Origin of the sequence: Paracoccus caeni (assembly GCF_016629665.1) — a bacterium.
Classification (GTDB): Bacteria; Pseudomonadota; Alphaproteobacteria; order Rhodobacterales; family Rhodobacteraceae; genus Paracoccus; species Paracoccus caeni.
Window position 1 is genome coordinate 504,672 of sequence record NZ_JAEPRQ010000002.1, and the last position, 23,509, is coordinate 528,180.

The following is a 23,509-nucleotide window of genomic DNA, read 5'->3' on the forward strand; positions in this document are numbered from 1 at the left end:
TCTTCAATCGCCAATGCCGCAATGCAGCATTGCAGAAATCACAAGGCGGGCTTCCCCTTCAGAGCTGCCAGAACATCGCAATCGCGAAACAGGCGGCAAGGCCGGTGACGATATCCATCGGCACACCGACCCGGATGAAGTCGCTGAACTTGTAGCCGCCCGGACCATAGACCATCAGATGCGTCTGATAGCCGATGGGCGTCGCGAAGGCGACCGAGGCCGAGAACATCACCGCCACCACATAGGCCCGCGGATCATGCCCAAGCTGCTGTGCCAGCGCGATGGCAATGGGCGTCAGGATCACCGCGACCGCGTTGTTCGACAGGATCTCGGTCATCACAAGGCCAAGGAAATAGACGCAGACCAGCGTCAGGAACGGCGGCATGTCCTTCAGATACGGCGCCGCCAGATCGACGATCAGTTGCACCGTGCCGGTATGTTCCAGCGCCTCGCCAATCGCCAGCATGGCGAAGATCATCGCCATCAGCCGGGCATCGACAAAGCCGAAGGCCTCATCAGGATCAACGCAACGCGCGATGAGAACCACTGCCGAGGCGAGAAACGCCAACGCCATGATCGGCGCGACATCCATCGCCGCCAGACCGACGACGGCAATCAGCGACAGGATCGCAACCGGCGCAAGGTTGCGGCGGAACGCCTTTGCCGTCGATTTGGTGACGTTGACCAATTCCATATCGTTGGCCAGACGCCCGATATCTTCGGGCGTGCCCTCCAACAGCAGCGTATCGCCGACCCGCACCACCATGTCGTCCATCTGCCGCCCGACATTCTGGTTCCGCCGATGCGCTGCGATCACATAGATCCCGTAACGACGCCGCAGACGCATATCGCCCAGACGCCGTCCGACGATCCGCGCACCCGGCGTGATCAGCACTTCGACCATTTCAGTGGCGACTGAACTCAGCTCGTCAACAAGCTGGAAATCCTTGCTTTTCTGCATTTCCATCAGGTTCGACATTTCGGTCCGCAGAACCACGCGGTCGCCGGGTTCCAGCACCACCTCGGACATATCGCGACGAAGCGAGGCATCGCCGCGCAGAACGTCGATCACCCGCACCGCCTCGCGCTTGAAGATCGGCACTTCCAGCACTTTCTGGCCAACCAGCTTGCTGTCGGCGGGAACGGCGACCTCGGTGAAATATTTCATGTCGCGCTGCTGCGCGCCCAAAGTGCCGCTCAGCGTGGTTCTTTCGGGCAGCAGGCGGCGACCGATCAGGACGTAATAGCCGACCCCGGCAATGGCGACGCAGATGCCGACCGGCGTGATGTCGAAGATGCCGAACGGCTCCATCCCCTGCCGCCGCACGACGCCATCGACCAGAAGGTTGGTCGAGGTGCCGATCAGCGTCAGCATTCCGCCCAGAATGGTGATGTAACTGAGCGGCATCAGCAGCCGCGACGGGCCGAAACCTGCCTTCAGGCCGACCTGAATCATGATCGGGATCATCACCGCCACGACAGGCGTATTGTTCATGATCGACGAGGCGCAGATGACAAAGGCGAACAACGCCGCAATCGTCATCTTCGGGTGCTCGCTGGCCTTGGATGAGACCAGCACGGACATCATCTCAAGCGATCCGGTTCTCAGCAGCGCGCCCATGATGATGAACATGAAGGCGATGGTCCACGGCGCCGAGTTCGACAGCACGCCCACCGCCGAATCCAGCGGCATCAGGCCCAGCACCAGCATGACCCCCGCCGAGGCGATGGCGATGACCTCGGGCGGGTGCTTCTCCCAGACGAACAGCGCGAAGGTGACCCCCATGATCACCAGCGCGGCAACGGTTGCCGTCATCCCGGTCAGTTCAATTCCGAACATCTGCTCTCCGCATCATCGGGCCGTGGCCCACGCTGTCACTGTGAATAAAAGGCAACCTCAACATGCCGATAACGGGCAATCCGGGCTGGTCACATGGCGGGCGAGGGCTGCAAACGCCCTCCCTGACGGACCGGCGTGATGCTGCGCGCCATGCCGGTGCGATCATCGGTCTCGACCAGCGCACCGCACAGCGTCGCCTCGCCTTCGGCGGGGGTGAAACGCTCGCGGTTCATGCCGGTGACGAAACGGCGAAGGGGTTCGGTCTTCTCCATGCCGATGACGCTGTCGTAATCGCCGCACATTCCGGCATCCGAAAGATAGGCCGTGCCGCGCGACAGGATCTGCGCATCGGCGGTCGGCACATGGGTATGGGTGCCCAGAACGGCGCTGGCGCGACCGTCGCAGAAATGGCCCGCGCCCATCTTTTCGCTGGTGGCCTCGGCATGGAAATCGACCAGTGTTGCCTGCACCATGCCGCCGGGCGGATGGGCGCGCAGCACCGCGTCAAGCGCCGAAAACGGGTCGTCATAGGGCCGCGACATGAACACCTGCCCAAGCGCCTGCACGACCAGCAGCTTGCGTCCGCGCGCATCGCTGACGACGGCATGACCCCGCCCCGGCGCGTCCTTGGCAAAGTTCAGCGGCCGGACGATCCGCGGCTCGCGGTCGATAAAGGCCATCATGTCTTTCTGATCGAAGGCATGATCGCCCAGTGTCAGGCAGTCCGCACCCGATTCCAGCAGCAATTGCGCATGACCGGCGGTGCAGCCGCGTCCTCCGCTGGCATTCTCGGCATTCACCACGACAAGATCCGCCTTCAGCGCCGCCCGCAACTGCGGCAAACGCTCGACGATCCCGCGGCGACCAGAGCGGCCCATAACATCGCCAAGAAATAAAATCCTCATACGCGACCGCTATACGAAAGATTTCCGTCGCTCAAGCAGGATTGGTTCCGGGCGGGGTCGTCGCGCCAAAGGCTGCGCGGCGAACGGCGCTCGCCGCAGCGGATTCGTTTGCGGCTTTCTAGCAGGCCGGGCGCACGAAGTCGCTGAACATGCAAAACAACAAGCTGAAAAGTTCCGATGGACACCACGTCACTGCCCCCCATTGCTTGTCAGTTCCGCACCACCAAAGTATATCGTGCCGACCCCCAGACACAGCGAGATTTCGATGGGACTGTTTACCCAAGCAGAGACCGAAGAGTTCATCAACCTTCGCCAAATCTCGGACCCGAGGGCCAAAACCATTCGTGGCCACAGACGGACCTGGATGGTCGCCGGAACGATACTTTGCGGCAGCTATACCAATATAAATGAACACTTTAACGCGCGCGGTCAGGTTAAGATCGGCAAATATTGCGCAATCGGACGGTTCGTCTCGATCCATTCAGGCAATCACCGGACCGATCTTCCGAACCAACAGGTTCATTTCAATGAAAGATTCGGTTTCAAGGAAATCCTGACCCGCTCGACGGTCGAGATCGGGCATAATGTCTGGATCGGCGACAAAGCGAATATCCTATCCGGTGTCACCGTCGGACATGGCGCGGTGATCGCCGCCGGAGCGACCGTAACCTCGGATGTGCCTCCATTTGCAATCGTTGGCGGTGTGCCGGCACGGCTTATCCGGTCACGTTTCTCCAAATCCGTTGTCAGACAGATGCTGGAAATAAAGTGGTGGGATTGGTCGGACGAGAAAATCCAACGCAACCAGGCCTTCTTTGAAAAGGCGCTTCATCCCAGACAAAGATTCGATCTTTTCTCGCTGATTGTCTGATCCGAACATGGGCTGATCGCGCCGGACAGTTCGCCCCCCAAAAGCGACCTGCGCAGTCAAGCCGTGGCCCTATCTGACCGTGTCTGCCCACATTTTATGCAAAAACTGTGATCCGATCACGATTTTCTGGAACCAAAAGTTTAGTTTGCCGTTAACCACCTATACCTGAGGGGGTTGTATGGCCGAGCATCTCTTGGATCTGGGCAACGGATTCTGGAACATTCGCGGAAATCTGCGCCTTGTCGGCGTGATGAACATCGGGACTCAGTCCTCGCTGGTGCGATTATCCTCGGGGCGGTTCGTCTTTCTGGATTCCTATGGTTTCGGCACCGAAATCACCCGTCAAATCGCCGAGTTGACCGATCGCGGGCGTCTGGTCGAGGCGGTGTTGAACCTGCATCCCTTCCATACCCTGCATTGCCGGACCATCGCCGCCCGCTTCCCGCGCGCGCGTCTTTATGGCTCGCGGCGCCATCGCGAGATCATCCCCGATCTGGACTGGCAGCCGGTCACTGTCGATTCGGCCGAATTTGCCGAGCTTTACGCCGATGACCTGCGGTTTTCCCTGCCAGCGGGGATCGAATTCATCAGCAGCAATCCCCGCATCCATGCCGGATCGGTTCTGGCCTATCATCCTGCCAGCAGGAACCTGCATGTCGATGACACGCTGATCGTGCTGCCGCATCTGGTGCGCCAGATCCTGCGACAGCCGCCGGTCAGCTTTCACCCAACGACCGCCGACGCGCTGGAGCACCGACCGGACGCGGCCGAGGATTTCAGCGACTGGGCCCATCGGCTGGCCAGCGCATGGCAGGATGTCCGCACCGTCTGCGCCGCCCATTCCGGCATCGCCAGCATGCGCGAGGACGGCTTTGGCAAGGCGTTGCTGGCCGCCCTGCATCTGATCGAGCCGAAACTGGCCGAGGTCACCCGCGCCCGCGCGGGCAGGCTCAGAAGCGGATGATCTGCCGGATGGCGCTGCCATCTGCCAGCCGGTCAAAACCCTCGTTGATCTGATCAAGGCGCAGCTCGTGCGTCACCAGCCGGTCGATGGGCAGCTTGCCCGCCATCATCAGCCCGGCATAGCGGGGAATATCGCGCACCGGCACGCAAGAGCCCATATAGCTGCCGCGCAGGATTTTCTCGCCCGTGGTCAGCGTGACCGGCGAGACCGGAAGCCGCGCCTCGGGCCGGGGAAGACCGGCGGTGACCACGGTGCCGCCACGCCGCGCGGCCTCATAGGCGAATTCAAGCGCCGGAACCGCGCCTGCAAGCTCTACCGCCAGATCGACACCGCCGCCGGTGATCCGCCGCAGACGATCCAAAGCATCGGGATCGGCGGGATTGACGGTATGGGTCGCCCCAAGCTCCTGCGCGATCTTCAGCTTTTCGTCGGACAGATCGACGGCGATGATCTGACCCGCGCCTGCCGCGACCGCGCCCAGCAGCGCGGCCAGTCCGACGCCACCAAGCCCGACAATCGCGCAGCTTTGCCCGGCCCGAAGCGCGCCCGTATTCACCACCGCCCCTACCCCGGTCAGCACCGCACATCCCAGAAGCGCCGCCCGGTCCAGCGGAATTTCGGGGGCGATCCTGACGCAGGACGCCTCGGCCACGACGGCATGGCCCGCGAAGGCCGAAACGCCGATATGGTGGTCGATCACCTCGCCGCCGGCATGGATGCGCTTCCCGCCCGAGATCAGGCTGCCCTTGCCCGCCGCTACCGCCGCCGGCTCGCACAAGGCGGGCCGCCCCTCGGCGCAGGGCAGGCAATGGCCGCAAGACGGCGCGAAGACCAGAACCACATGATCGCCGGGCGCAAAGCGGGTGACATGGGGGCCGACGGACTTGACCACGCCCGCCGCCTCGTGCCCCAGAACCAGCGGCATGTTTCGCGGACGGTCGCCGTTGATCACCGACAGATCGGAATGACACAGACCCGCCGCCGCAATACGGACCAGCAATTCGCCGGGACCGGGATCGTCCAGATCAATCTGGGTCAGGTGCAGGGGCTTGCTGTCGCGATAGGGTCGGGGCAGGCCCGATTGCCGCAAGATCGCTCCGGTCGTTTGCATGGCGCTGTCCTCCCCCGCCGGGCAGAGTTTCGCCTGCACCTGAACCTGTCAAGCCATCCTAGCCGCGCGCCGCCACATGGGTCGAGGTCAGGTCCAGCAGCACCCGGTCGGCATCGTCGCGCACCAATGTCCTGACGGTCGAGACGCGGCGCCCCCGTTTGACCCATTCCGCCCGCGCCGTCAGCCTGCCCTCGCGGGTGTTGGCCAGCAATTGCGCATTCAGTGTGACCGCGACAGGAAAGCTTTCCATCCCGGTGCTCACCGGCTCGCCGCCCAGAACCAGATTGGTCGCGATGACATCGGCAAACCAGACAAGCGCGCCTGCGTGGATGGTGCCGAAGGGGTTCAGAATCCCTTCGGTCACCGGCATCTCGCCCAAGGCTTCGCTGTCACTGACCCCGGTGATAGAGAACTCGATCTTCCCGGTCATGGTCTGTTCGATCATCTGCGCCTCACGTCTTTTTCGTCGGTTCAGGGGGTCAGCCGCGCGATCAGGGACGAGGTGTCCCATCTGCCGCCGCCCATGATCTGCACATCCTTGTAGAACTGATCGATCAGCGCGGTGACGGGCATCGGCGCGCCGACCTCGTCCCCCGCGGCCAGACAGATCGCCAGATCCTTGCGCATCCAGTCCACCGCGAAGCCGTGGTTGAACTGCCCCGCCGCCATGGTCTTGTGCCGGTTCACCATCTGCCAGCTTCCCGCCGCGCCCTGACTGATCACCTCGACCACCTTTTCGACATCAAGGCCCGCCTTCTGGGCGAAGGCCAGCGATTCCGACAGCGCCTGCACCAGCCCGGCAATGGCGATCTGGTTGCACATCTTGGTCATCTGGCCCGCGCCGACCGGACCCATCAGGCGGCAAATCTTGGCATAGGCGTCGATCACCGGCGCGGCGCGGTCGAAATCCGCAGCCTCACCGCCGCACATCACCGACAACTGGCCATTCTCGGCCCCCGCCTGCCCGCCCGAGACCGGCGCATCGACATAGCCAAGCCCCGCAGCCACCGCCTTTTCGGCAAGCTCGCGCGTCACCGAGGCAGAGACCGTCGTGTGATCGACAAAGACCGCGCCCGTAGCCATGCCTGCGAACGCGCCGTCCGGGCCGGTGCAGACCTGCCGCAGATCGTCGTCATTGCCGACGCAGGCCATCACGAATTCGGCACCTTCCGCCGCCTCGCGCGGTGTGATGGCCATGCTGCCGCCATGGGCGGCGGCCCAGGCTTCGGCCTTGCTGGCGGTGCGGTTATAGACCGTGACCTGATGGCCCGCAGCCTGCAAATGCCCCGCCATCGGGTTGCCCATCACCCCAAGCCCCAGAAACGCCACCTTTGCCATCCGCCGTCTTCCTTCTCATCGCGTGATATTTCCGCAGCGCCTGCGGAACATGATGTGCCAATGGTCCGGCCGCGTTGAAATGCCGCCGATCCTGCCTTATGAGCACCCCACCACCCCGACGCGCCATGGTCAAGGCCAGCGGCCCCAGACAGGTATCAGACCGGCACATGGATTCCTGCCCGACATGCTGACACTTTTCCGCTGGCTTCTGCGCATGACGGTCGCGCTGATCGTGCTTCTGGTTCTGGCCGCGATCCTGACATGGTATTTCGCCGTCCGCTCGCTGCCCGATTACAATGCGACCTATGCGGTGCAGGGGATTTCCGGCCCGGTCGAGATCGTCCGCAGCACCGAAAACGTCCCGCATATCTTCGGCCAAAGCGATGAGGACGTGTTCTTCGCCCTTGGCCTTGCCCATGCGCAGGACCGGCTTTTCCAGATGACCCTGCTGCGCCGCGCCGCCCAAGGCCGGCTGGCCGAGGTCTATGGCGCGGGTGCCTTTCCCTCCGACGATCTGGCCCGGCGGCTGGAACTTTACCGCACCGCCTCGGATTCGCTGGCCGCACAGGATGCGCCGACCAAAGCCGCGCTGGAAGCCTATGCCGCCGGTGTGAATCAGTGGATCGCCGAGGTGAACGAACAGGCGCTTGGCCGGGGCGCGCCGGAATTCTTTCTGGCGCCGCAGGACATCGCCTATTGGCAGCCCGCCGATTCCCTTGCGATCCTGAAGCTACTGGCGATCACCTCCAGCGATGCGGCAGCGGCTGAAATCCTGCGGGCAAGGCTGTCGCTGGCATGGCCGGAACGCGGACCAGAATTGCTGCTTGGCGAAGGCGGCACCGGCCCCCTGCCCCGCTACGAGTCGCTCTTTCCCGGTGCCCGCTTTGCCGCGCCCGAAAGCCGTCGTCCCGCCACGAATGATCGCAGCGTCGGCGACGTTCTGGTCCCCGGTCGCGGCCTTGGCGCAAACGCCTTTGCAGCGGTGGCCGAGCGCACGGCGGCGAATGGCGCGCTGCTGGCCAATGATCCGCAGGCCCCGCTGATCGCACCGGCGCTTTATTATCTGGCGCGGCTGCAACTCGGTTCCGGCGGCGTCATCGGCGCAACGATACCGGGGATGCCGGTGATCTTCTCGGGCCGTAACCCGCAACTTGCCTGGGGTCTGTCGCCTGCGCCGCTCGACGATGCCGACATCGCCATCGAAGAGGTGCAGCCCGGCGCGGCGCATCGCTATCGCGGGCTGGACGGCTGGACCGATTTCAACAGCCGCAGCGAGGTGATCCGCGTTCTGGACGAACCCGACCGCACCGTCATTCTGCGGTTCAGCCGCAATGGCCCGCTGATCCCGGGGCTGGACCCCGGTCTGGCCGATGTAACGCCGCAGGGCTTCGTTCCGGCGCTTCGCTGGACCGGATTTTCGCGGACCGACACGACGATGACCGCGCTGATGGGGCTGATGCACGCCCATGACATCGACAGCGCGGCATCGGTGATGCAACAGGTGGTCGCGCCCTCAATGACCGTGTCGCTGGCCGATGCGTCGGGCATCCGGCAGCAGATCGTCGGGGTCGAGCCGGTCCGGGCCGAAGGGCATCCGACGGGCGGCGCCATGCCGGTTCCGGGTTGGGACGCCAATGCCGACTGGACCGGCATCCGGCAGATCGCGGCGAACCGCTCTGACCCCGGTAGCGAGTTGGTCATCGCGACCGAAGAACGTGGCGCGATGGCGATGCGGCGCGGGCGGCTGACCCGGCTGCTGGAGGATCGCGAAATCCATTCGCGCGACAGCTTCATCGCCGCGCAGCTTGACATGGTCAGCCCGGCGGCCCGCTCGCTTCTGCCGTTGGTCGGTGCCGATCTGTGGTTCACCGACGAGCCCGCCGCCGCAGGCACGCCCGAGCGTCAGCGTCAGGATGCGTTGAACCTGCTGGCCGAATGGGACGGCGCAATGAACGAGCATCTGCCCGAGCCGCTGATCTACGCGGCTTGGATGGGCGCGTTGCAGGACCGCCTGATCCGCGACGAGTTGGGGCCGCTTTCCGACGATATCCTGCAACTGCATCCGGGTTTCATCGATGCCGTCTTCCGCAACCGCAACGGCGCGGCGGCATGGTGCGACATCGTCCAAAGCGCCCCGGTCGAGGATTGCACCACCATCGCCCGGCAGGCACTGGACCGCGCCATTCTGGCCCTGACCGAGCGGTATGGCCCGGATGTGACAAGCTGGCGGTGGGGCGACGCGCATCAGGCGCGGCACGTTCATCCGGGATTGGGCCGGATGCCTGCATTGCGGTGGATCGTGAACCTGACGCAGTCGATCTCGGGCGGGGCATTTTCGGTCAATCGCACCGATACGATGGGCTTCGGCGCCACCCCGTTCGAGGCGATCAGCGGGCCGGGCTATCGCGGGGTCTATGACCTTGCCGATCCCGACAGCTCGGTCTTTATCACCTCGACCGGGCAATCGGGGCATCCGCTGTCACGCCACTACGACGATCTGGCCGATCTGTGGCGGCGCGGCGAGTATATCGGCATGTCACTGGACCCCGACCTTGCGCGCGCGGCGGCGACCGGCATCACCAATCTGGTGCCGCAGTGAGGCGGCAGGCGGCGTAATAGGGAAATCCCTGCACTTGTGAGGGAAAGCAGCAGAGGGGCTTATTCGGCCCCTTCGTCCGTCTTCTCCAGCGCATGCGCCTTATAAAGCCCGGCATTCGCCATCAGGAATACGAACAGTACCACCGGCATGCCGAAGGTCTTGAAATAAACCCATGTCGTCTCGGACATGAAGCGCCAGACAAGCTCGTTCGCCACGGCCAGCGCGAAGAACAGCAATGTCATCCGCAGGGTCAGCTTGCGCCAGCCCTCGGCATCCATTGGCAGCGCCTCGCCCAGCACCAGACGCAGCCATTCCTTGCCCGCAAGCAGGCTGTAGCCCAATACTACGCCGAAGAGCAGATAGATGATCGTCGGCTTCATCTTGAAGAAGCGCGGGTCGTTCAGCCAGACCGAGAGACCGCCGAAAACCACCACCAGAACCAGCGTGGCGATCTGCATGGGGGCCAGCTTGCCGGTCAGCTTCCACTGAATCAGCGTGGCGACCGCAAGGACCGGGATGAAGACCAGCGTGGCAAAGACCAGCGCGGTGTAATCCTGTCCCCAAAGCGTGACCGTCTCGCCGCGCTTCCACATGAAGACCGCGAAGAACAGCAGCAGCGGTCCAAGCTCCAGCGCCGGTTTGACCCAGGGTTTCGGTTCTTTCATCGCTTGCTCCTTCGGTCTCAGGCGGCCATTTCCACGATCAGGGCGCCGGCGGCGATCAGCGCCATCAGCGCCACACGCACCGGCCCCACCTTTTCGCGCAGGACGAGCCAGCCGACAAGGGCTGCGAACACGGTCGAGGTTTCGCGCAGCACCGCCGCGCGACCGACATCGTCGATCCGGGTGGCCAGCATGATCGAGCCGAAGCTGGCAAAGGCGACCAGCGCGCCGATAAATCCGCGCACCGCAAGCGCCGGGATCTCGTCGCGCCGCAGCCGGACAAGCCGCGGCAGCGTCCAGAGCGGCATGAAGAGGGAATCGAACAGGAAAAACCATGCAAGGAAGGTGAATGGATCGGGCGAGAGCCGTATCCCCCATGCGTCATAGGTGGTGTAAAGCGCCACGAATGCCCCGGTCACCACCGCCCAGCACAGCGCCGGAACCAGCGTGTCGCGGCCGACGGTGACGTGGCGGAGGTTATAGGCGGCAAGGCCAAAGATCGCCCCGACCAGCAGCAGCACGCCCAGCCACTGGATCAGGTTGAAATGTTCGTGAAAGACCAGCCCGGCGGCGATGACGGCGAATAGCGGCCCGCTGCCCCGGACCACCGGATAGACCACGGTATAGGCGCCGCGCTGATAGGTCTGGGCCTGCGCGACCTTGTAGGCGATGTGGATCACCATGGCGCCGAACAGGACCGGCCAGAGCGCGGGCTCGGGCCAGGGCACCACGAACAGGGCCAGTGGCAGGGCGATCAGGCCATAGCAGATGTCGATGACGGCGCGGCTGATCCATGGGTCGTGGCGGCCCTTTTGCAGGGCTCCGAACAGCGCGTGCAGGAAGGCCGCCGACAAAGCCAGCATGGTCGCGACGCGCGCGCCCTCGGGCGTGCCGGTGATCTGGTTGATCCATTCGCTCATGACGCCTTGATGCGGCGGGATTGCACGACATGCAAGCCGCGCAACGGCTGCGGGCGTTGCTGTCGATATTTGCGCAACGGAGATATCAGGGCGATGGTTTTGTCAGGAAATGCTGGGATTTTGGCTGCACAAAGCATGCACCGCGCGGGCACGGGATGTGCACAGCCTGTACACCGCTTGCGAACGGTGGGTGTTGCGGCTTTGATACCGGGATGAGGATGCCGGGGACAAAATGATGCGCAAATTTGGCAAGGCGGTGCTGGCGATGCTTCTTGGCGGGGGAAGTCCGGGCGTCGCGGCGGCGCAAGACGATCAGCTTGTGGAACGCTTCCATGACGCGGTCGCGGAAGGTGCCGTCGATGCGGTCAGGGAGATGCTGGCGGTGACGCCCTCGCTTGCAACCTCGGTCGGGCGGTTCGGGTTTCAGCCGATGCAGTTGCAGGACGTTTATTTCGAGGAACGCATTCTGGACCTGCTGCTCGCTCAGGGGGCCGAGATCAACGGCGGCAATGATGAGGGGGTAACGCTTCTGCATATCGTCACCGAACCCGAGGCGGTGCCGGTCCTGATCGCCAAAGGCGCCGATCCCGAGGCGCGGGATATTCGCGGGTGGACGCCGCTGATCATGCAGGTTTCGAGTCAGGAAAACGGGCCTGATGTGGTGGCGGCCCTGCTTGAGGCGGGCGCTGACCCGGAAGCGGTGGGAAAGGACGGCAAGACGGCGCTTGATATGGCGCTGGAGGGCGACGCCGACCCGGAATTGATCGCGATCCTGAAACAGGCGGCGGGCCAAAACCCTCGATGAAGGACGGCTTCAGTCCAGACGGATCGCGGCGAGGATCGGGCCGGGATGGTCCGAGTCGCGTCTGTCGCTTTGGACCAGCACGACATGGCGGGTATCGGCGGGCATCTGGTCGTCGGCCGCGCCATCGGGATTGACGGTCATGCGCAGCGGGTTCGCGCCGTCCCATTCCGCCAGACGATCCATCGACAGAACCACATTCGTATAGGTGACCACCCTGCCCCGGTTCTCGCCCGCCGTCACCTCGACCTTGCGCTCGGGTGCGTAGCGGACCAGCAGGATATCGACCGAGCCGCCAAGATCGGACAGCGGCATCAGTTCGATCGTCTCGCCGTTTTCAGTGCTTTCGCGGCGGACGCTGACCATGGCCGGAGAGACGCGGTTGGCGTCGATCAGACCCATGAGTTGCGACGGGCCCGGCGCGACCGCCGTATCCTGACCGTCCACGATCAGTTGCGGCGTATAGACCGAACGCTCGCCCGAGGCGCGGGCGTAAAGTTCCTGCCGCTCGGTAAATTCGGGGCGGGCAAAGCTGTCGGCCCAGCCAAGATAGTCCCAGTAATCGACGTGATAGGACAGCGGCAGCACATCCGGCTGATTGGCCAGATTGGACAGCATCGCATCGGCGGGCGGACAGGACGAACAGCCCTGTGAGGTGAAAAGCTCGACCACCACCGGCAGCGCCGGGGGCGCGAAATCATAGTTCTCCATCGGCGGCGGAGCCATGTCCGAGGCGGCGAAGGCGTTATAGGTCGCGGTTTCGGGCGGCGCGAAAGCCTGACCCATGGCCGGTGCGGCGCGTCCGGCATCGTTTGGCGCGACAATGACCGGAGCCGCGGGGAAGCCGCCATTCGCGCCCTCATGCCCGGACCTGCCGCTGGAAGGTGCGGAACTGGCGGACATTGTGTCCTGCGCCATGGCAACGCCGCCCATCAAAGGGGCAATGACCGCAAGAAGGATGCTTCTTGTCGTCAGGCGCTGTAGCATTGCGAGCACATAGCGATCATCTGAGGCTGTCGCAGATGTCATCAATCCAGTCGTCCAATTCCGTGAAAGTCGAGGATCTGCATAGACCCAGCCAGGACAAATGAACAAATCAACGCTTTGTTAGCAGCAGCGAGAACACAGAAGCGTGCCTCTTGAGCAACAGCGAAAGGAATGGTATGCGATTGCATACAATTCTGATGCGACTCCCTTGCACCCGCCCGACGCATCGGGCAAAGCAGGTCACGCAAGCCAGACCCATCCAATTCGCAGACAGGGAGGCCCCCGATGCCGATCCAAACCGGAACCGATACCGCCAAGACCCGCCGCACGCTGAAATCGGGCGCGCAGACGGTTGATTATTACTCGATCGCCGCCGCTACCGAAGCCGGCCTTGGCGATTTTTCCAAGTTGCCCGCGTCGCTTAAAGTGGTGCTGGAAAACATGCTGCGCTTTGAGGATGGTGGTCGCACCGTCAGCGTGGATGACATCAAGGCTTTCGCCGAATGGGCTGAAAAGGGTGGGAAAAACCCGCGCGAGATCGCCTATCGCCCGGCCCGCGTTCTGATGCAGGACTTCACCGGCGTTCCCGCCGTGGTCGATCTTGCGGCAATGCGCGACGGCATCAAGGCGCTTGGCGGCGACCCGCAGAAGATCAACCCGCTGAACCCGGTCGATCTGGTCATCGACCACTCGGTCATGATCGACGAATTCGGCACCCCCCGTGCGTTCGAGCGCAACGTGGAGCTGGAATACGAGCGTAACCTTGAGCGTTATACCTTCCTGAAATGGGGGCAGAACGCATTCAACAACTTCCGCGTTGTTCCGCCCGGCACCGGCATCTGCCATCAGGTGAACCTTGAATATCTGGCCCAGACCGTCTGGACCGATACCGATCAAAACGGCGCGACCGTCGCCTATCCCGACACGCTGGTCGGCACCGATTCGCACACCACCATGGTCAACGGCCTTGCCGTCCTTGGCTGGGGCGTCGGCGGGATCGAGGCCGAGGCCGCGATGCTGGGTCAGCCGATCTCGATGCTGATCCCGGAAGTGGTGGGTTTCAAGATCACCGGCGCGCTGCGCGAAGGTCTGACCGCCACCGATCTGGTGCTGAAGGTCGTGCAGATGCTGCGCAAGCATGGCGTGGTCAACAAATTCGTCGAATTCTATGGCGACGGTCTGGACAACATGCCGCTGGCCGACCGCGCGACCATCGCCAACATGGCCCCGGAATATGGCGCCACCTGCGGCTTCTTCCCGATCGATGACGAAACGCTGCGCTATCTGCGCCAGACCGGCCGCGAGGAAGATCGCATCGCGCTGGTCGAGGCCTATGCGAAAGAGAACGGTTTCTGGCGCGGCAAGGATTACGCGCCGGTCTATTCCTCGACGCTGGAGCTGGATCAGGGCGATGTCGTGCCCGCCATCTCGGGTCCGAAACGTCCGCAGGATCACGTGGCCCTGACCGACTCGGCCTTCGAGTTCCAGAAATACATCTGCGGCACCCGCAAGCTGCCCGATCCGGCGCGCGCGGAAATCAAGGATTGGAACGAAGAAGGCGGCGCCCCTGCCCCGACCGACCTGCCCGGCCATCACGACGGCTATAATTCCGGCACCGTCGAGGGGCAGGATTACAAGCTGCATGACGGCTCGGTGGTGATTGCGGCGATTACGTCCTGCACCAACACCTCGAACCCCTATGTGCTGATGGCCGCCGGTCTGGTGGCGCGCAAGGCACGCGCGCTTGGCCTGACCCGCAAGCCCTGGGTGAAAACCTCGCTGGCTCCGGGCTCGCAGGTGGTCGAGGAATATCTGAAGGCCGCAAATCTTCAGGACGATCTGGACGCGCTTGGCTTTAACCTTGTTGGTTTCGGCTGCACCACCTGCATCGGCAACTCGGGCCCGTTGCAGCCCGAGATTTCCAAGTCGATCAACGACAATGATCTGGTCGCGGTGTCGGTCCTGTCGGGCAACCGCAACTTCGAAGGCCGGATCAGCCCGGATGTCCGCGCCAACTATCTGGCCTCGCCGCCGCTGGTCGTGGCTTATGCCATTGCCGGTGACATGAATATCGACGTCACCCGCGAGCCGCTGGCCTATACCGCCGAAGGTAAGCCGGTCTTCCTGAAAGACATCTGGCCAAGCTCGAAAGAGGTTGCCGAGCTGGTCGAGACCGTCGTGACCCGCGAGATGTTCCAGGCCAAATATGCCGACGTGTTCAAGGGTGACGAGCGTTGGCAGGCGGTCGAAGTGACCGACAGCGAGACCTATGACTGGCCGCCGACCTCGACCTATATCCAGAACCCGCCCTATTTCCGCGGCATGGCGCAGGAAGCAGGCGAGATCCACAATATCAGCAACGCCCGCATTCTGGCGCTGCTGGGCGACATGATCACCACCGACCACATCAGCCCGGCCGGTTCCTTCAAGGCCGACACCCCGGCAGGCCGCTATCTGACCGAGCGTCAGGTCGCGCCGCGTGATTTCAACAGCTACGGCTCGCGCCGGGGCAACCACGAAATCATGATGCGCGGCACCTTCGCCAATATCCGCATCAAGAACGAGATGCTGGACGGGGTCGAAGGCGGCTTCTCGAAAGACGTGTCGGGCAATCAGGCGGCGATCTATGACGCGGCCATGTCCTATGCCGATCAGGGCACGCCGCTGATCGTCATCGGCGGCATCGAATACGGTGCCGGTTCCTCGCGCGACTGGGCGGCGAAGGGGACGAACCTTCTGGGCGTCAAGGCGGTCATCGCCGAAAGCTTCGAGCGTATCCACCGCTCGAACCTCGTGGGCATGGGCGTGGTGCCGTTCGAGTTCACCGACGGCCAGAACCGCAAGAACCTGAACCTGAAGGGCGACGAGGTGATCTCGATCGGCGGGCTTGAGGGCGATTTCAAACCGCTGTCGCTGGTTCCGGCGACGATCACCTATGCCGATGGCACGGTGAAAGAGATCCAGATCAAGGCCCGCGTCGATACCGAGGTCGAGATTGAATACCTCAAGAACGGCGGCGTGCTGCAATACGTGCTGCGCAATCTGGCGAAAAGCTGATCGTCAGCGTCATGGAAAAGGAAAACCCCGGCCATCGCGCCGGGGTTTTTCAATTGTCAAAGCCGTGTCCGGGCGATCTGGCGGGTTCGCGAAGCAGCCTTGCCCCCGCCGGGACCGGGGGCGCCGATGCGGCAGCCGCTGCGGTCAGTATTTCAGGCCGGTATCACACAGCACCGTCGCAACGGTGGCGTTTCCGCCCAACCGGCCCGACGCCAGCAGCTTGGCCGCCGCGCAGACATTGGCTGCGGCGGAATAGCCGACATACAGACCTTCGCGGATCGCAAGCTGTCGGTGCCAGTGTTCGACCTCTTCATCCGTCACCGTCAGGCTGAAATCCATCAGCCCGGCATCCCAATGCGGCGGGATCGCACCATAGCTGGTGCCCTGAACGATATGGCGGGGCTTGGTGACAGGCCGTCCTGCCAGTGGTTCGCTTCCCTCTGGCTCAACCGCGACGCATAGGGTTGCGGGATTGGCGGCCTTCAGCGCGCGGGCCACGCCAATAAAAGTGCAGCCGGTGCCGACCGCCGCGACCCAGCCATCCACCCTGCCGCCATATTGTTCAAGGATCTCCGGCCCGGTGCTGGTCTCATGGGCAAGGATGCCTTCCACCGCATTGAACTGATCGACATAAAAAGCCGCTTCCTCGCGACCGATCCGGGCGGCTTCGTCGGCTGCGGCAGTCACATCGGCGCCGGTGACCTGCCCCGGGGCTCCGTCAACCTGCGGGACCAGAACCACCTTTGCGCCCAGCCCCTCCATCATCCGGGCACGGGCGGGGCTGTTGCCCGCCGACATCGTCGCGATGAACGGATGACCCAGCGCGGCGCATACCACCGCAAGACCCGCCCCCATATTGCCGCTGGTCATCTCGACCACCGGCATTCCCGGTTTCAGCCGCCCGTCCTGTCGCGCGGCAAGCAGGATGGCCTTGGCCGCGCGATCCTTCACACTGCCGCCGGGCTGCAGAAATTCGGCCTTGGCAACAATCCGGCCCGGTCCGGCATGGATCCGGTCCAAGGAGACCAGCGGCGTGTGGCCGATCAGATCGAGGGCCGAGGTCAACATGGCTGCTCCTGTCCTGAACGTGTCTGGTCAGTCCGTTTTAGGGGAAGTGTCGAACGGCGGCTATGGGTGCCAAGCCACCGCTCGCGGCAGAGGACATGACAGAGCGGATACCCATTTTCGGATCATCTGACGGAAAGTTGAAACGCCCTCACTAAGCGAGACAGTGGCTCCCACCGAAAGCATCGGACAGCGGGGTGCTGGCGCATGACCTGCGACGCGCGGTGCGTCATTTGGGCAAATCGCTTGCAGAGGCTGGCTGCTGCGCGCCTGTCCACCCCGTGCCGCAAGCGACCCAGAGCGCTTCGCTGCAACCCGAAGCGGTGCCTTTCTGCACATCGTGCAAATCATTGTCCGTTACCGCTAAGTCCAACAAAAAACGTAAATTTTTCTTGACCGACTACTTTTGTAGGCTATTTGATTGACGCAGGTTGCAAGCTGCATCGGCGGACAGGACGGGGCCTCTGGCTTTTCCCGAACCGCAGTCACCCAGACATGCGGCAGATCGGTTCGTGATCGGGCCGCGCGCTGCAAGCGACCATCGGGCCCGGCGTGACCTTTTCTTCAGGTGCCGGATTTCGGTTAGCCATTCATTTCCCGCGCATATCGCGGGGTATTTCAGGAAAGGGACAGGAATGAAAAAGACGATCACGGCAATGAGCACCGCCACGGCGATCGTGCTAGGGATGGCGACCGTCGCCACCGCCGACACCGTGACCATCTATTCCGGTCGGGGTGAGGCACTGGTCGCGCCCCTGATCAAGCAGTTCGAAGCAGAGACCGGCATCACCGCCGAGGTCCGCTATGGCTCGACCTCGGAAATGGCGACGCTGCTGCAGGAAGAGGGCGCCGATACGCCCGCAGATGTGTTCTGGGCGCAGGACGCCGGTGCGCTTGGCGCGCTGTCGGGTCAGTTCGCGGTGCTGCCGGACGGGTTCAGCGACGACGTGCTGGAAATCTTCCGCGACAATGACAACAAATGGGTCGCCACTTCGGGCCGTTCGCGGGTTCTGGTCCACTCGACCGAGCGTGTGGCCGAAGCCGATCTGCCGCAGTCGATCACCGATCTGACCGACGAGAAATACAAGGGCCGCGTTGCATGGGCGCCGACCAACGGCTCGTTCCAGGCTTTCGTGACCGCTTTCCGCGTGGCCGAAGGTGACGAGGCTGCAAAAGCGTGGATCGATGGCATGATCGCCAACGAAGCCAAGGTCTATCGCAACAACGGCACCCAGATCGAAGCCATCGCCAATGGCGAAGTCGATTACGGTCTGGTCAACAACTACTATCTGGGCCGCTATGTCGGCGCGAATGCCGACTATCCGGTGGCGCAGACCCATTTCGGCGCTGGCGATATCGGCAACCTGCTGCTGGTCGCCGGTGCAGGCGTGATCGAAGTTTCGGACAATCAGGAAAACGCGCAGAAATTCGTGGAATTCCTGCTGTCGCCGACCGCACAGCAATACATCACCGTCGAGGGTAACGAATATCCGGTGCGCGAAGGGATCATCCCCGATCCGACGCTGGAGCCGCTGCAAACCCTGCAAGAGATCAGCCCCAAGGTCGATATCAACGCCATCGGCGATCTGGACGGGACGCTGAAGCTTTTGGGCGACGCCGGGCTGCTGTGAGCCTCGGATGAGCCTGAACACAACATTCCGGGGGGCTGGACGCAGGTCCGGCCCTTCGGTTCTTTTGCTGATCCCGGCGCTTCTGGTCGGCATCGGCACCTGTCTGCCTGTCTTCTGGCTGGTGATGCGCGCGCTTGAGGCCGACCCGGCAGAACTGTCCGCAATCGTCTTCCGCCAACGCAACCTGTTGCTGATGCTGAACACGATGAAGCTGGTGGCGGTCGTGCTGGCCATCGGCACGGCGATTGCCCTGCCCGCTGCATGGCTGGTCACCCGCAGCGATCTGCGCGGGCGTGGCGTGGTGTCGTTCCTGATGGCGATGCCGCTGGCCGTGCCGGGCTATGTCATGGCCTATGCGATCATCGGCATGTCGGGCTATTACGGCTTTGCGAAACACTGGTTCGGGATCACCCTGCCGCCCTTGCGCGGATTGTGGGGGGCCGGGCTGGCGCTGTCGCTTTACACCTTCCCCTATCTGTTCCTGAACCTGCGCTCGGCCTTTCTGGGCATGGACCCGGCGCTGGAGGAAACCGCCCGCAGTCTAGGCCAGTCGCGGGCATCGATCTTTCGTCATGTGATGCTGCCGCAGCTTTGGCCCGCGCTGGTGGCAAGCTGGCTGGTCGTCGGGCTGTACGTGATCGGCGATTTCGGGGCGATTGCGTTGATGCGCTATGAGGTCTTCAGCTACGCGATCTACACCCAATATAGCGGCGCGTTCGACCGCACCTATGCGGCGTGGCTGTCGCTGATGCTGCTGGCGGTCACGGTCGCGGCGCTGTTTGCGCAGCATGCGGTGACGCGAAACCGGCGCTTTTCGCGCACCGGCACGGGATCTGCGCGCAAGGCCCAACCGATGCCGCTTGGGCGGATGCGTGTGCTGGCATGGGGGTTTGTCGCGTTGGTGGTGATCGCCTCGCTGGGCATGCCGCTTCTGGTGCTGGCGCATTGGATGCGGCTGGGCCTGCCGCAGATGGATTGGGGGCATCTGGGGCAAACGGCGCTGGCGACGCTTGGGACGGCGGGACCGGCGGCGTTCCTGACCGTGCTGCTGGCCGTGCCGGTGGTACTGCTGATCTTGCGCCATCCGGGGCCGCTGGCGACGGTGATCGACCGGCTGGCCTATCTGGGCTACGCCACCCCGCCGCTGGCCTTCGCGCTGGCGATGGTATTCTTCGCGCTGCAGGCGGTGCCGTTTTTTTACCAAAGCTACGCGATCCTGATCTTCGCCTATGTGATGAGCTTTCTGGCCCTTGCCTTCGGCCCGATCCGCATGGGCCTGTTGCAGATCGGCGCGCGTCAGGAAGAGGCCGCGCGATCATTGGGCGCCACGCCCCTGCGGTCCTTCGCCTCGGTGGTGATGCCGCGCTTGCGCAGGCCCTTTGTCGCAGGCGGGCTGTTGGTCTTTATCATGGTGGTCAAGGAACTGCCGATCACGCTGATCCTTGCGCCGACCGGCTACACAACCCTGTCGATGAACGTCTTCGGGCGCACGAATGAGGGCATGATGGCCGAGGCCGCGCCCTTCGCGCTGAGCATTATCCTGTTCTCGAGTCTTTTCGTCGGGCTGTTCCTGAAATACGAAAGCAAAAGCGACCGCCAGAAAGCCGAATCCAGCCCGCGATGACTGACACGCCCCTTCTCTCTGTCCGCAATCTGAAGCGGCAATTCGGCAAGGCCGGTCCTGCCGCCGTCGAGGATGTGTCCTTCGATCTGGCTCCGGGTGAGATTCTGGCGCTGATCGGGCCTTCGGGCTGCGGCAAGACCACGACGCTGCGGATGATCGCCGGGTTCGAGCCGCCGGATCATGGCGCGATCAGCCTGCGAGGCCGCGACATCACCGCGACCCCGGCCGAGAAGCGCGGGATCGGCATGGTGTTTCAGGATTATGCGCTGTTTCCGCATATGGATGTGGCCCGCAACATTCTGTTCGGCGCGCGCGAGAAGACCCCGCAGACGGTGGCACGGGCATTGTCGATGGTGGGGCTGGACGGCTATGGCAGCCGCTATCCCGATGAACTGTCGGGCGGGCAGCAGCAGCGAATCGCACTGGCCCGCAGCTTTGCCGCCGAACCTTCGCTGATCCTGCTGGACGAGCCGTTTTCCAATCTCGACGCCGCGCTGCGCCATGCGACGCGGCGCGAGATCCGGGCTTTGCTGAAAAACGCGGGGATCGGCATCATCATCGTGACCCACGATCAGGAAGAGGCGCTGAGTTTCGCCGACCGGCTGGCGCTGATGCGCGATGGCCGGATCGTGCAGCATGGGACGGGGCAGCAAATCTATGACCGCCCGGTCGATGCCTTCGTGGCGACCTTTCTTGGCCGCACCAATCTGGTCCCCGGCACGGCACGTGGCGAGCTTTGCGACACGCCGCTTGGCACGGTGCGGCTTGCGGCCCCCGCCGAGGGACAGGTGACGCTGTCGATGCGGCCCGAATTGCTGGAATTGCAGGCGGCGGCAGAGGCAGGCAATGGCCGCGTGACCGGGGTCGAATTCAAGGGCCATGACATGACCTATTGGGTCGATTGCGCCGGGCGCGAAATGCAGGTGGATGTTATGAACGGCCCGCGTTTGGGCGAAGGTGCTGCGGTCGATCTCAGCCTGCGGGGCGAGGCCGTGGTGCTGCGCGATCCGGCATAGCGAGGGAACAGCAATGGCGAAATACATTCATTCGATGATCCGGGTTCTGGACGAGGCACGCTCGGTCGCCTTTTACCGCGATGTCTTCGGGCTGGAGATCGCCGAGCGGCTGGATTTTCCCGATTTCACACTGGTCTATCTGTCGAATGCCGAAAGCGAGACCGAGCTGGAACTGACCATCAACAAGGGTCGGACCAAGCCTTACGATCTGGGCGACGGCTACGGCCATATCGCCTTTTCGGTCGATGATCTTCAGGCGACACATGCCCGGCTGGAGGCGGCAGGCCATGCGCCCCGCAAGCTGGTCGATTTCGCACCGGGGGGCGAGGTGATCGCGCGGTTCTTCTTTATCGCCGATCCGGACGGCTATCAGATCGAGGTTCTTCAGCGCGGCGGGCGCTACAAATAGGTTGCTGACGGGAATTGTCAGCACCACCCGGCGATGATCTGCGGGAAAGGAGATTTTCCCATGCTAGATCACGTAGGCTACACGGTTTCCGATATTGCCACCTCGCGGCGTTTCTATGAACAGGCGCTTCAGCCACTGGGCATCTCGGTCCTGATGGAAGTGACCGAGGAGATGACCGGGGGGCATGGCAGCCATCTGGGCTTTGGCCGCGATGAGGTGCCGTTCTTCTGGATCGGCAGCGGCAAGGCGGCCTCGGCAGGGGTGCATGTCGCCTTTGCTGCCACCGATGAGGCGACGGTTGCGGCGTTTCATGCGGCGGCATTGGCTGCCGGTGGCCGCGACAACGGTGCGCCCGGTCTGCGGCCGGACTATCATCCAGGTTACTTCGCGGCCTTCGTCATCGATCCCGACGGCAACAATCTTGAGGCGGTGTTTCATCGCGGGGGGGCGGCATGAAAACCTATCACGGAAGCTGTTTCTGCGGCGCTGTGCGCTTCGAGGCGGATGGCGATCTAGCCGAGGGCACGATGCGCTGTAACTGCCGGTTCTGCCGCAAGACCCGCTATTGGGAAATGCGCCTGCCCGATCCCGACGGGTTCCGGCTGCTGTCGGGGTCCGAGCATCTGCGCGAGACGCCACGGGCGGATGGTGCCGATCTGGACATGCATCACTGGTTCTGTGTGCGCTGCGGAACGCGGCTCTGGACCGCTGGCAGTATCGAAGAAATGGGCGGGCGGTTCGTGCAGGTGGTGGTTCCTGCGCTGGATGATGTGCCCGAGGCCGAGTTGATCGCGGCGCCGGTTTATTACGCGGATGGAGCGGCGGATAACTGGTGGAACCCGGCAGCGGAGACGCGGCATTTGTGATCTCGGTGCGTGCAGAGCACGCACCCTACGGTGGTGAAGGTGCGATGGCCACTTTTGGCTTCGGTTGTCACCGGGTTTTCCTTCACCGCTTTCCATGCTATGTCGCCTTCAGCAAAGGAGTATGTGCCATGGACAATCCCGCAATCTGACCCTTCCCGTTCAGATTAGAAAGGATACTCCATGCCCGTCAGCTTTCTTGACGCTTCTTCTGCATATCCCATGCATTTTCCCGATGGCCGCGAAAACCGTGGTCTGGTCCATCTCAACCGGGTGATCGATCACCCCAATCTTGAGATCGGCGATTTCACCTATGCCAGCAGCTTTGACCCGCCAACGGACTGGGCGGCGCGGCTGGCCCCCTATACCTATCCCGGCGCGCCCGAGCGATTGCGGATCGGGAAATTCGGGCAGATCGCCGATGGGGTCAGGATCATCACCGCTTCGGCCAATCATCCGATGGGTGGGATCTCGACCTATCCTTTCGCGATCTTCGATCAGACGCGATTGATGGATTACGTCCGTCAACTGGGCAACCTGCCGGATACGATCATCGGCCATGATGTCTGGCTGGGCGACGGTGCGGTGATCCTGCCCGGCGCGCGGATCGGCAATGGCGTGATCGTCGGCGCGGGGGCGGTAGTCGCGGGCGAGGTGCCCGATTACGCCGTGGTCGCGGGCAATCGGGCGCGAATTATCCGCATGCGCTTTGCCCCGGATCAGATCGAACGGCTGAATGCGCTGCAATGGTGGCACTGGCCGGTCGCGGCAATAGACCGCGCGACCAGCGCGCTGGCGAAGGGGGACATTGATGCCTTGTCACGCCTTGCGCCCTGAACGGCGGG

Annotated in this window: 21 protein-coding genes; 12 read left to right on the top strand and 9 right to left on the bottom strand. The window is 63.3% G+C overall.

Annotation, left to right across the window (positions count from 1 at the left end; all coding sequences use genetic code 11):
* Positions 1–58: 58 nt before the first annotated feature.
* Both JJJ17_RS09105 and JJJ17_RS09110 read right to left on the bottom strand, forming a co-directional pair.
* Complete coding sequence (locus tag JJJ17_RS09105; RefSeq protein WP_200685615.1) at positions 59–1,840, bottom strand: SLC13 family permease; 1,782 nt, start codon at positions 1,838–1,840, stop codon at positions 59–61.
* An 89-nt stretch (positions 1,841–1,929) separates the two neighbouring features.
* Positions 1,930–2,745, bottom strand: coding sequence for a TIGR00282 family metallophosphoesterase (locus tag JJJ17_RS09110; RefSeq protein WP_200685616.1), 816 nt, complete (start codon positions 2,743–2,745; stop codon positions 1,930–1,932).
* A gap of 265 nt (positions 2,746–3,010) precedes the next feature.
* Between JJJ17_RS09110 and JJJ17_RS09115 the strand changes: the two genes are divergently transcribed.
* Positions 3,011–3,616, top strand: a complete 606-nt coding sequence (locus JJJ17_RS09115) for a CatB-related O-acetyltransferase (RefSeq protein ID WP_200685618.1) — start codon at positions 3,011–3,013, stop codon at positions 3,614–3,616.
* Positions 3,617–3,794: 178 nt separating this feature from the next.
* Positions 3,795–4,580 (top strand): hypothetical protein, encoded by a 786-nt coding sequence (locus JJJ17_RS09120; protein WP_200685620.1) that lies wholly within the window; start codon positions 3,795–3,797, stop codon positions 4,578–4,580.
* Here the strand turns inward: JJJ17_RS09120 and JJJ17_RS09125 are convergent.
* The 3 genes from JJJ17_RS09125 to JJJ17_RS09135 are packed head-to-tail and all read right to left on the bottom strand — an operon-like array spanning position 4,567 to position 7,029.
* Entirely contained in the window at positions 4,567–5,691 is a 1,125-nt protein-coding gene (locus JJJ17_RS09125; protein WP_200685622.1) for a zinc-dependent alcohol dehydrogenase family protein, read from the bottom strand. The genes JJJ17_RS09120 and JJJ17_RS09125 overlap by 14 nt on opposite strands.
* A gap of 58 nt (positions 5,692–5,749) precedes the next feature.
* Positions 5,750–6,136, bottom strand: a complete 387-nt coding sequence (locus JJJ17_RS09130; protein ID WP_200685624.1) for a PaaI family thioesterase — start codon at positions 6,134–6,136, stop codon at positions 5,750–5,752.
* Between the two features lie 26 nt (positions 6,137–6,162).
* Positions 6,163–7,029 carry an NAD(P)-dependent oxidoreductase gene (locus JJJ17_RS09135; protein ID WP_200685626.1) on the bottom strand — a complete coding sequence of 289 codons (867 nt, stop codon included), beginning with the start codon at positions 7,027–7,029 and terminating at the stop codon, positions 6,163–6,165.
* 184 nt (positions 7,030–7,213) lie between these two features.
* Here JJJ17_RS09135 and JJJ17_RS09140 point away from each other — a divergent pair, with 184 nt between their 5' ends.
* The gene (locus JJJ17_RS09140) at positions 7,214–9,628 is read left to right on the top strand and encodes a penicillin acylase family protein (RefSeq protein WP_200685628.1); all 2,415 of its coding nucleotides are present in this window, start codon (positions 7,214–7,216) and stop codon (positions 9,626–9,628) included.
* A 59-nt stretch (positions 9,629–9,687) separates the two neighbouring features.
* On the opposite strand, the gene JJJ17_RS09145 is transcribed toward JJJ17_RS09140, so the two are convergent.
* Both JJJ17_RS09145 and JJJ17_RS09150 read right to left on the bottom strand, forming a co-directional pair.
* Positions 9,688–10,293, bottom strand: coding sequence for an inner membrane-spanning protein YciB (locus JJJ17_RS09145; RefSeq protein WP_200685630.1), 606 nt, complete (start codon positions 10,291–10,293; stop codon positions 9,688–9,690).
* 17 nt (positions 10,294–10,310) lie between these two features.
* Entirely contained in the window at positions 10,311–11,210 is a 900-nt protein-coding gene (locus JJJ17_RS09150; RefSeq protein WP_200685632.1) for a DMT family transporter, read from the bottom strand.
* A 232-nt stretch (positions 11,211–11,442) separates the two neighbouring features.
* Between JJJ17_RS09150 and JJJ17_RS09155 the strand changes: the two genes are divergently transcribed.
* A complete protein-coding gene (locus JJJ17_RS09155) occupies positions 11,443–12,015 on the top strand; it encodes an ankyrin repeat domain-containing protein (RefSeq protein WP_200685633.1) in 573 nt (190 codons plus the stop codon).
* 9 nt (positions 12,016–12,024) lie between these two features.
* Here the strand turns inward: JJJ17_RS09155 and JJJ17_RS09160 are convergent, their stop codons facing one another.
* Complete coding sequence (locus JJJ17_RS09160; protein WP_234463991.1) at positions 12,025–12,930, bottom strand: DUF1223 domain-containing protein; 906 nt, start codon at positions 12,928–12,930, stop codon at positions 12,025–12,027.
* A 354-nt stretch (positions 12,931–13,284) separates the two neighbouring features.
* Here JJJ17_RS09160 and acnA point away from each other — a divergent pair, with 354 nt between their 5' ends.
* Positions 13,285–16,056: an aconitate hydratase AcnA gene (gene acnA, locus JJJ17_RS09165; protein WP_200685635.1), complete on the top strand. Its 2,772-nt coding sequence runs from the start codon at positions 13,285–13,287 to the stop codon at positions 16,054–16,056.
* Positions 16,057–16,200: 144 nt separating this feature from the next.
* Here acnA and JJJ17_RS09170 read toward each other — a convergent pair whose 3' ends face one another.
* Positions 16,201–17,124, bottom strand: coding sequence for a PLP-dependent cysteine synthase family protein (locus tag JJJ17_RS09170; RefSeq protein WP_200685636.1), 924 nt, complete (start codon positions 17,122–17,124; stop codon positions 16,201–16,203).
* 632 nt (positions 17,125–17,756) lie between these two features.
* Between JJJ17_RS09170 and JJJ17_RS09175 the strand changes: the two genes are divergently transcribed.
* The 7 genes from JJJ17_RS09175 (at position 17,757) to JJJ17_RS09205 (ending at position 23,501) form a co-directional block, all read left to right on the top strand.
* Complete coding sequence (locus JJJ17_RS09175) at positions 17,757–18,752, top strand: iron ABC transporter substrate-binding protein (RefSeq protein ID WP_234463992.1); 996 nt, start codon at positions 17,757–17,759, stop codon at positions 18,750–18,752.
* 7 nt (positions 18,753–18,759) lie between these two features.
* On the top strand, positions 18,760–20,376 hold the full coding sequence (locus JJJ17_RS09180; RefSeq protein WP_200685637.1) for an ABC transporter permease: 1,617 nt from the start codon (positions 18,760–18,762) through the stop codon (positions 20,374–20,376).
* Positions 20,373–21,392 carry an ABC transporter ATP-binding protein gene (locus tag JJJ17_RS09185; RefSeq protein WP_200685639.1) on the top strand — a complete coding sequence of 340 codons (1,020 nt, stop codon included), beginning with the start codon at positions 20,373–20,375 and terminating at the stop codon, positions 21,390–21,392. Before JJJ17_RS09180 ends, JJJ17_RS09185 begins: the two co-directional genes overlap by 4 nt.
* A 13-nt stretch (positions 21,393–21,405) precedes the next feature.
* Positions 21,406–21,801, top strand: coding sequence for a VOC family protein (locus tag JJJ17_RS09190; RefSeq protein WP_200685641.1), 396 nt, complete (start codon positions 21,406–21,408; stop codon positions 21,799–21,801).
* 60 nt (positions 21,802–21,861) lie between these two features.
* A complete protein-coding gene (locus JJJ17_RS09195) occupies positions 21,862–22,257 on the top strand; it encodes a VOC family protein (RefSeq protein WP_200685643.1) in 396 nt (131 codons plus the stop codon).
* Positions 22,254–22,667, top strand: a complete 414-nt coding sequence (locus JJJ17_RS09200; RefSeq protein WP_200685645.1) for a GFA family protein — start codon at positions 22,254–22,256, stop codon at positions 22,665–22,667. Before JJJ17_RS09195 ends, JJJ17_RS09200 begins: the two co-directional genes overlap by 4 nt.
* Before the next feature lie 180 nt (positions 22,668–22,847).
* Positions 22,848–23,501, top strand: a complete 654-nt coding sequence (locus tag JJJ17_RS09205; RefSeq protein ID WP_200685647.1) for a CatB-related O-acetyltransferase — start codon at positions 22,848–22,850, stop codon at positions 23,499–23,501.
* Positions 23,502–23,509 lie beyond the last annotated feature (8 nt).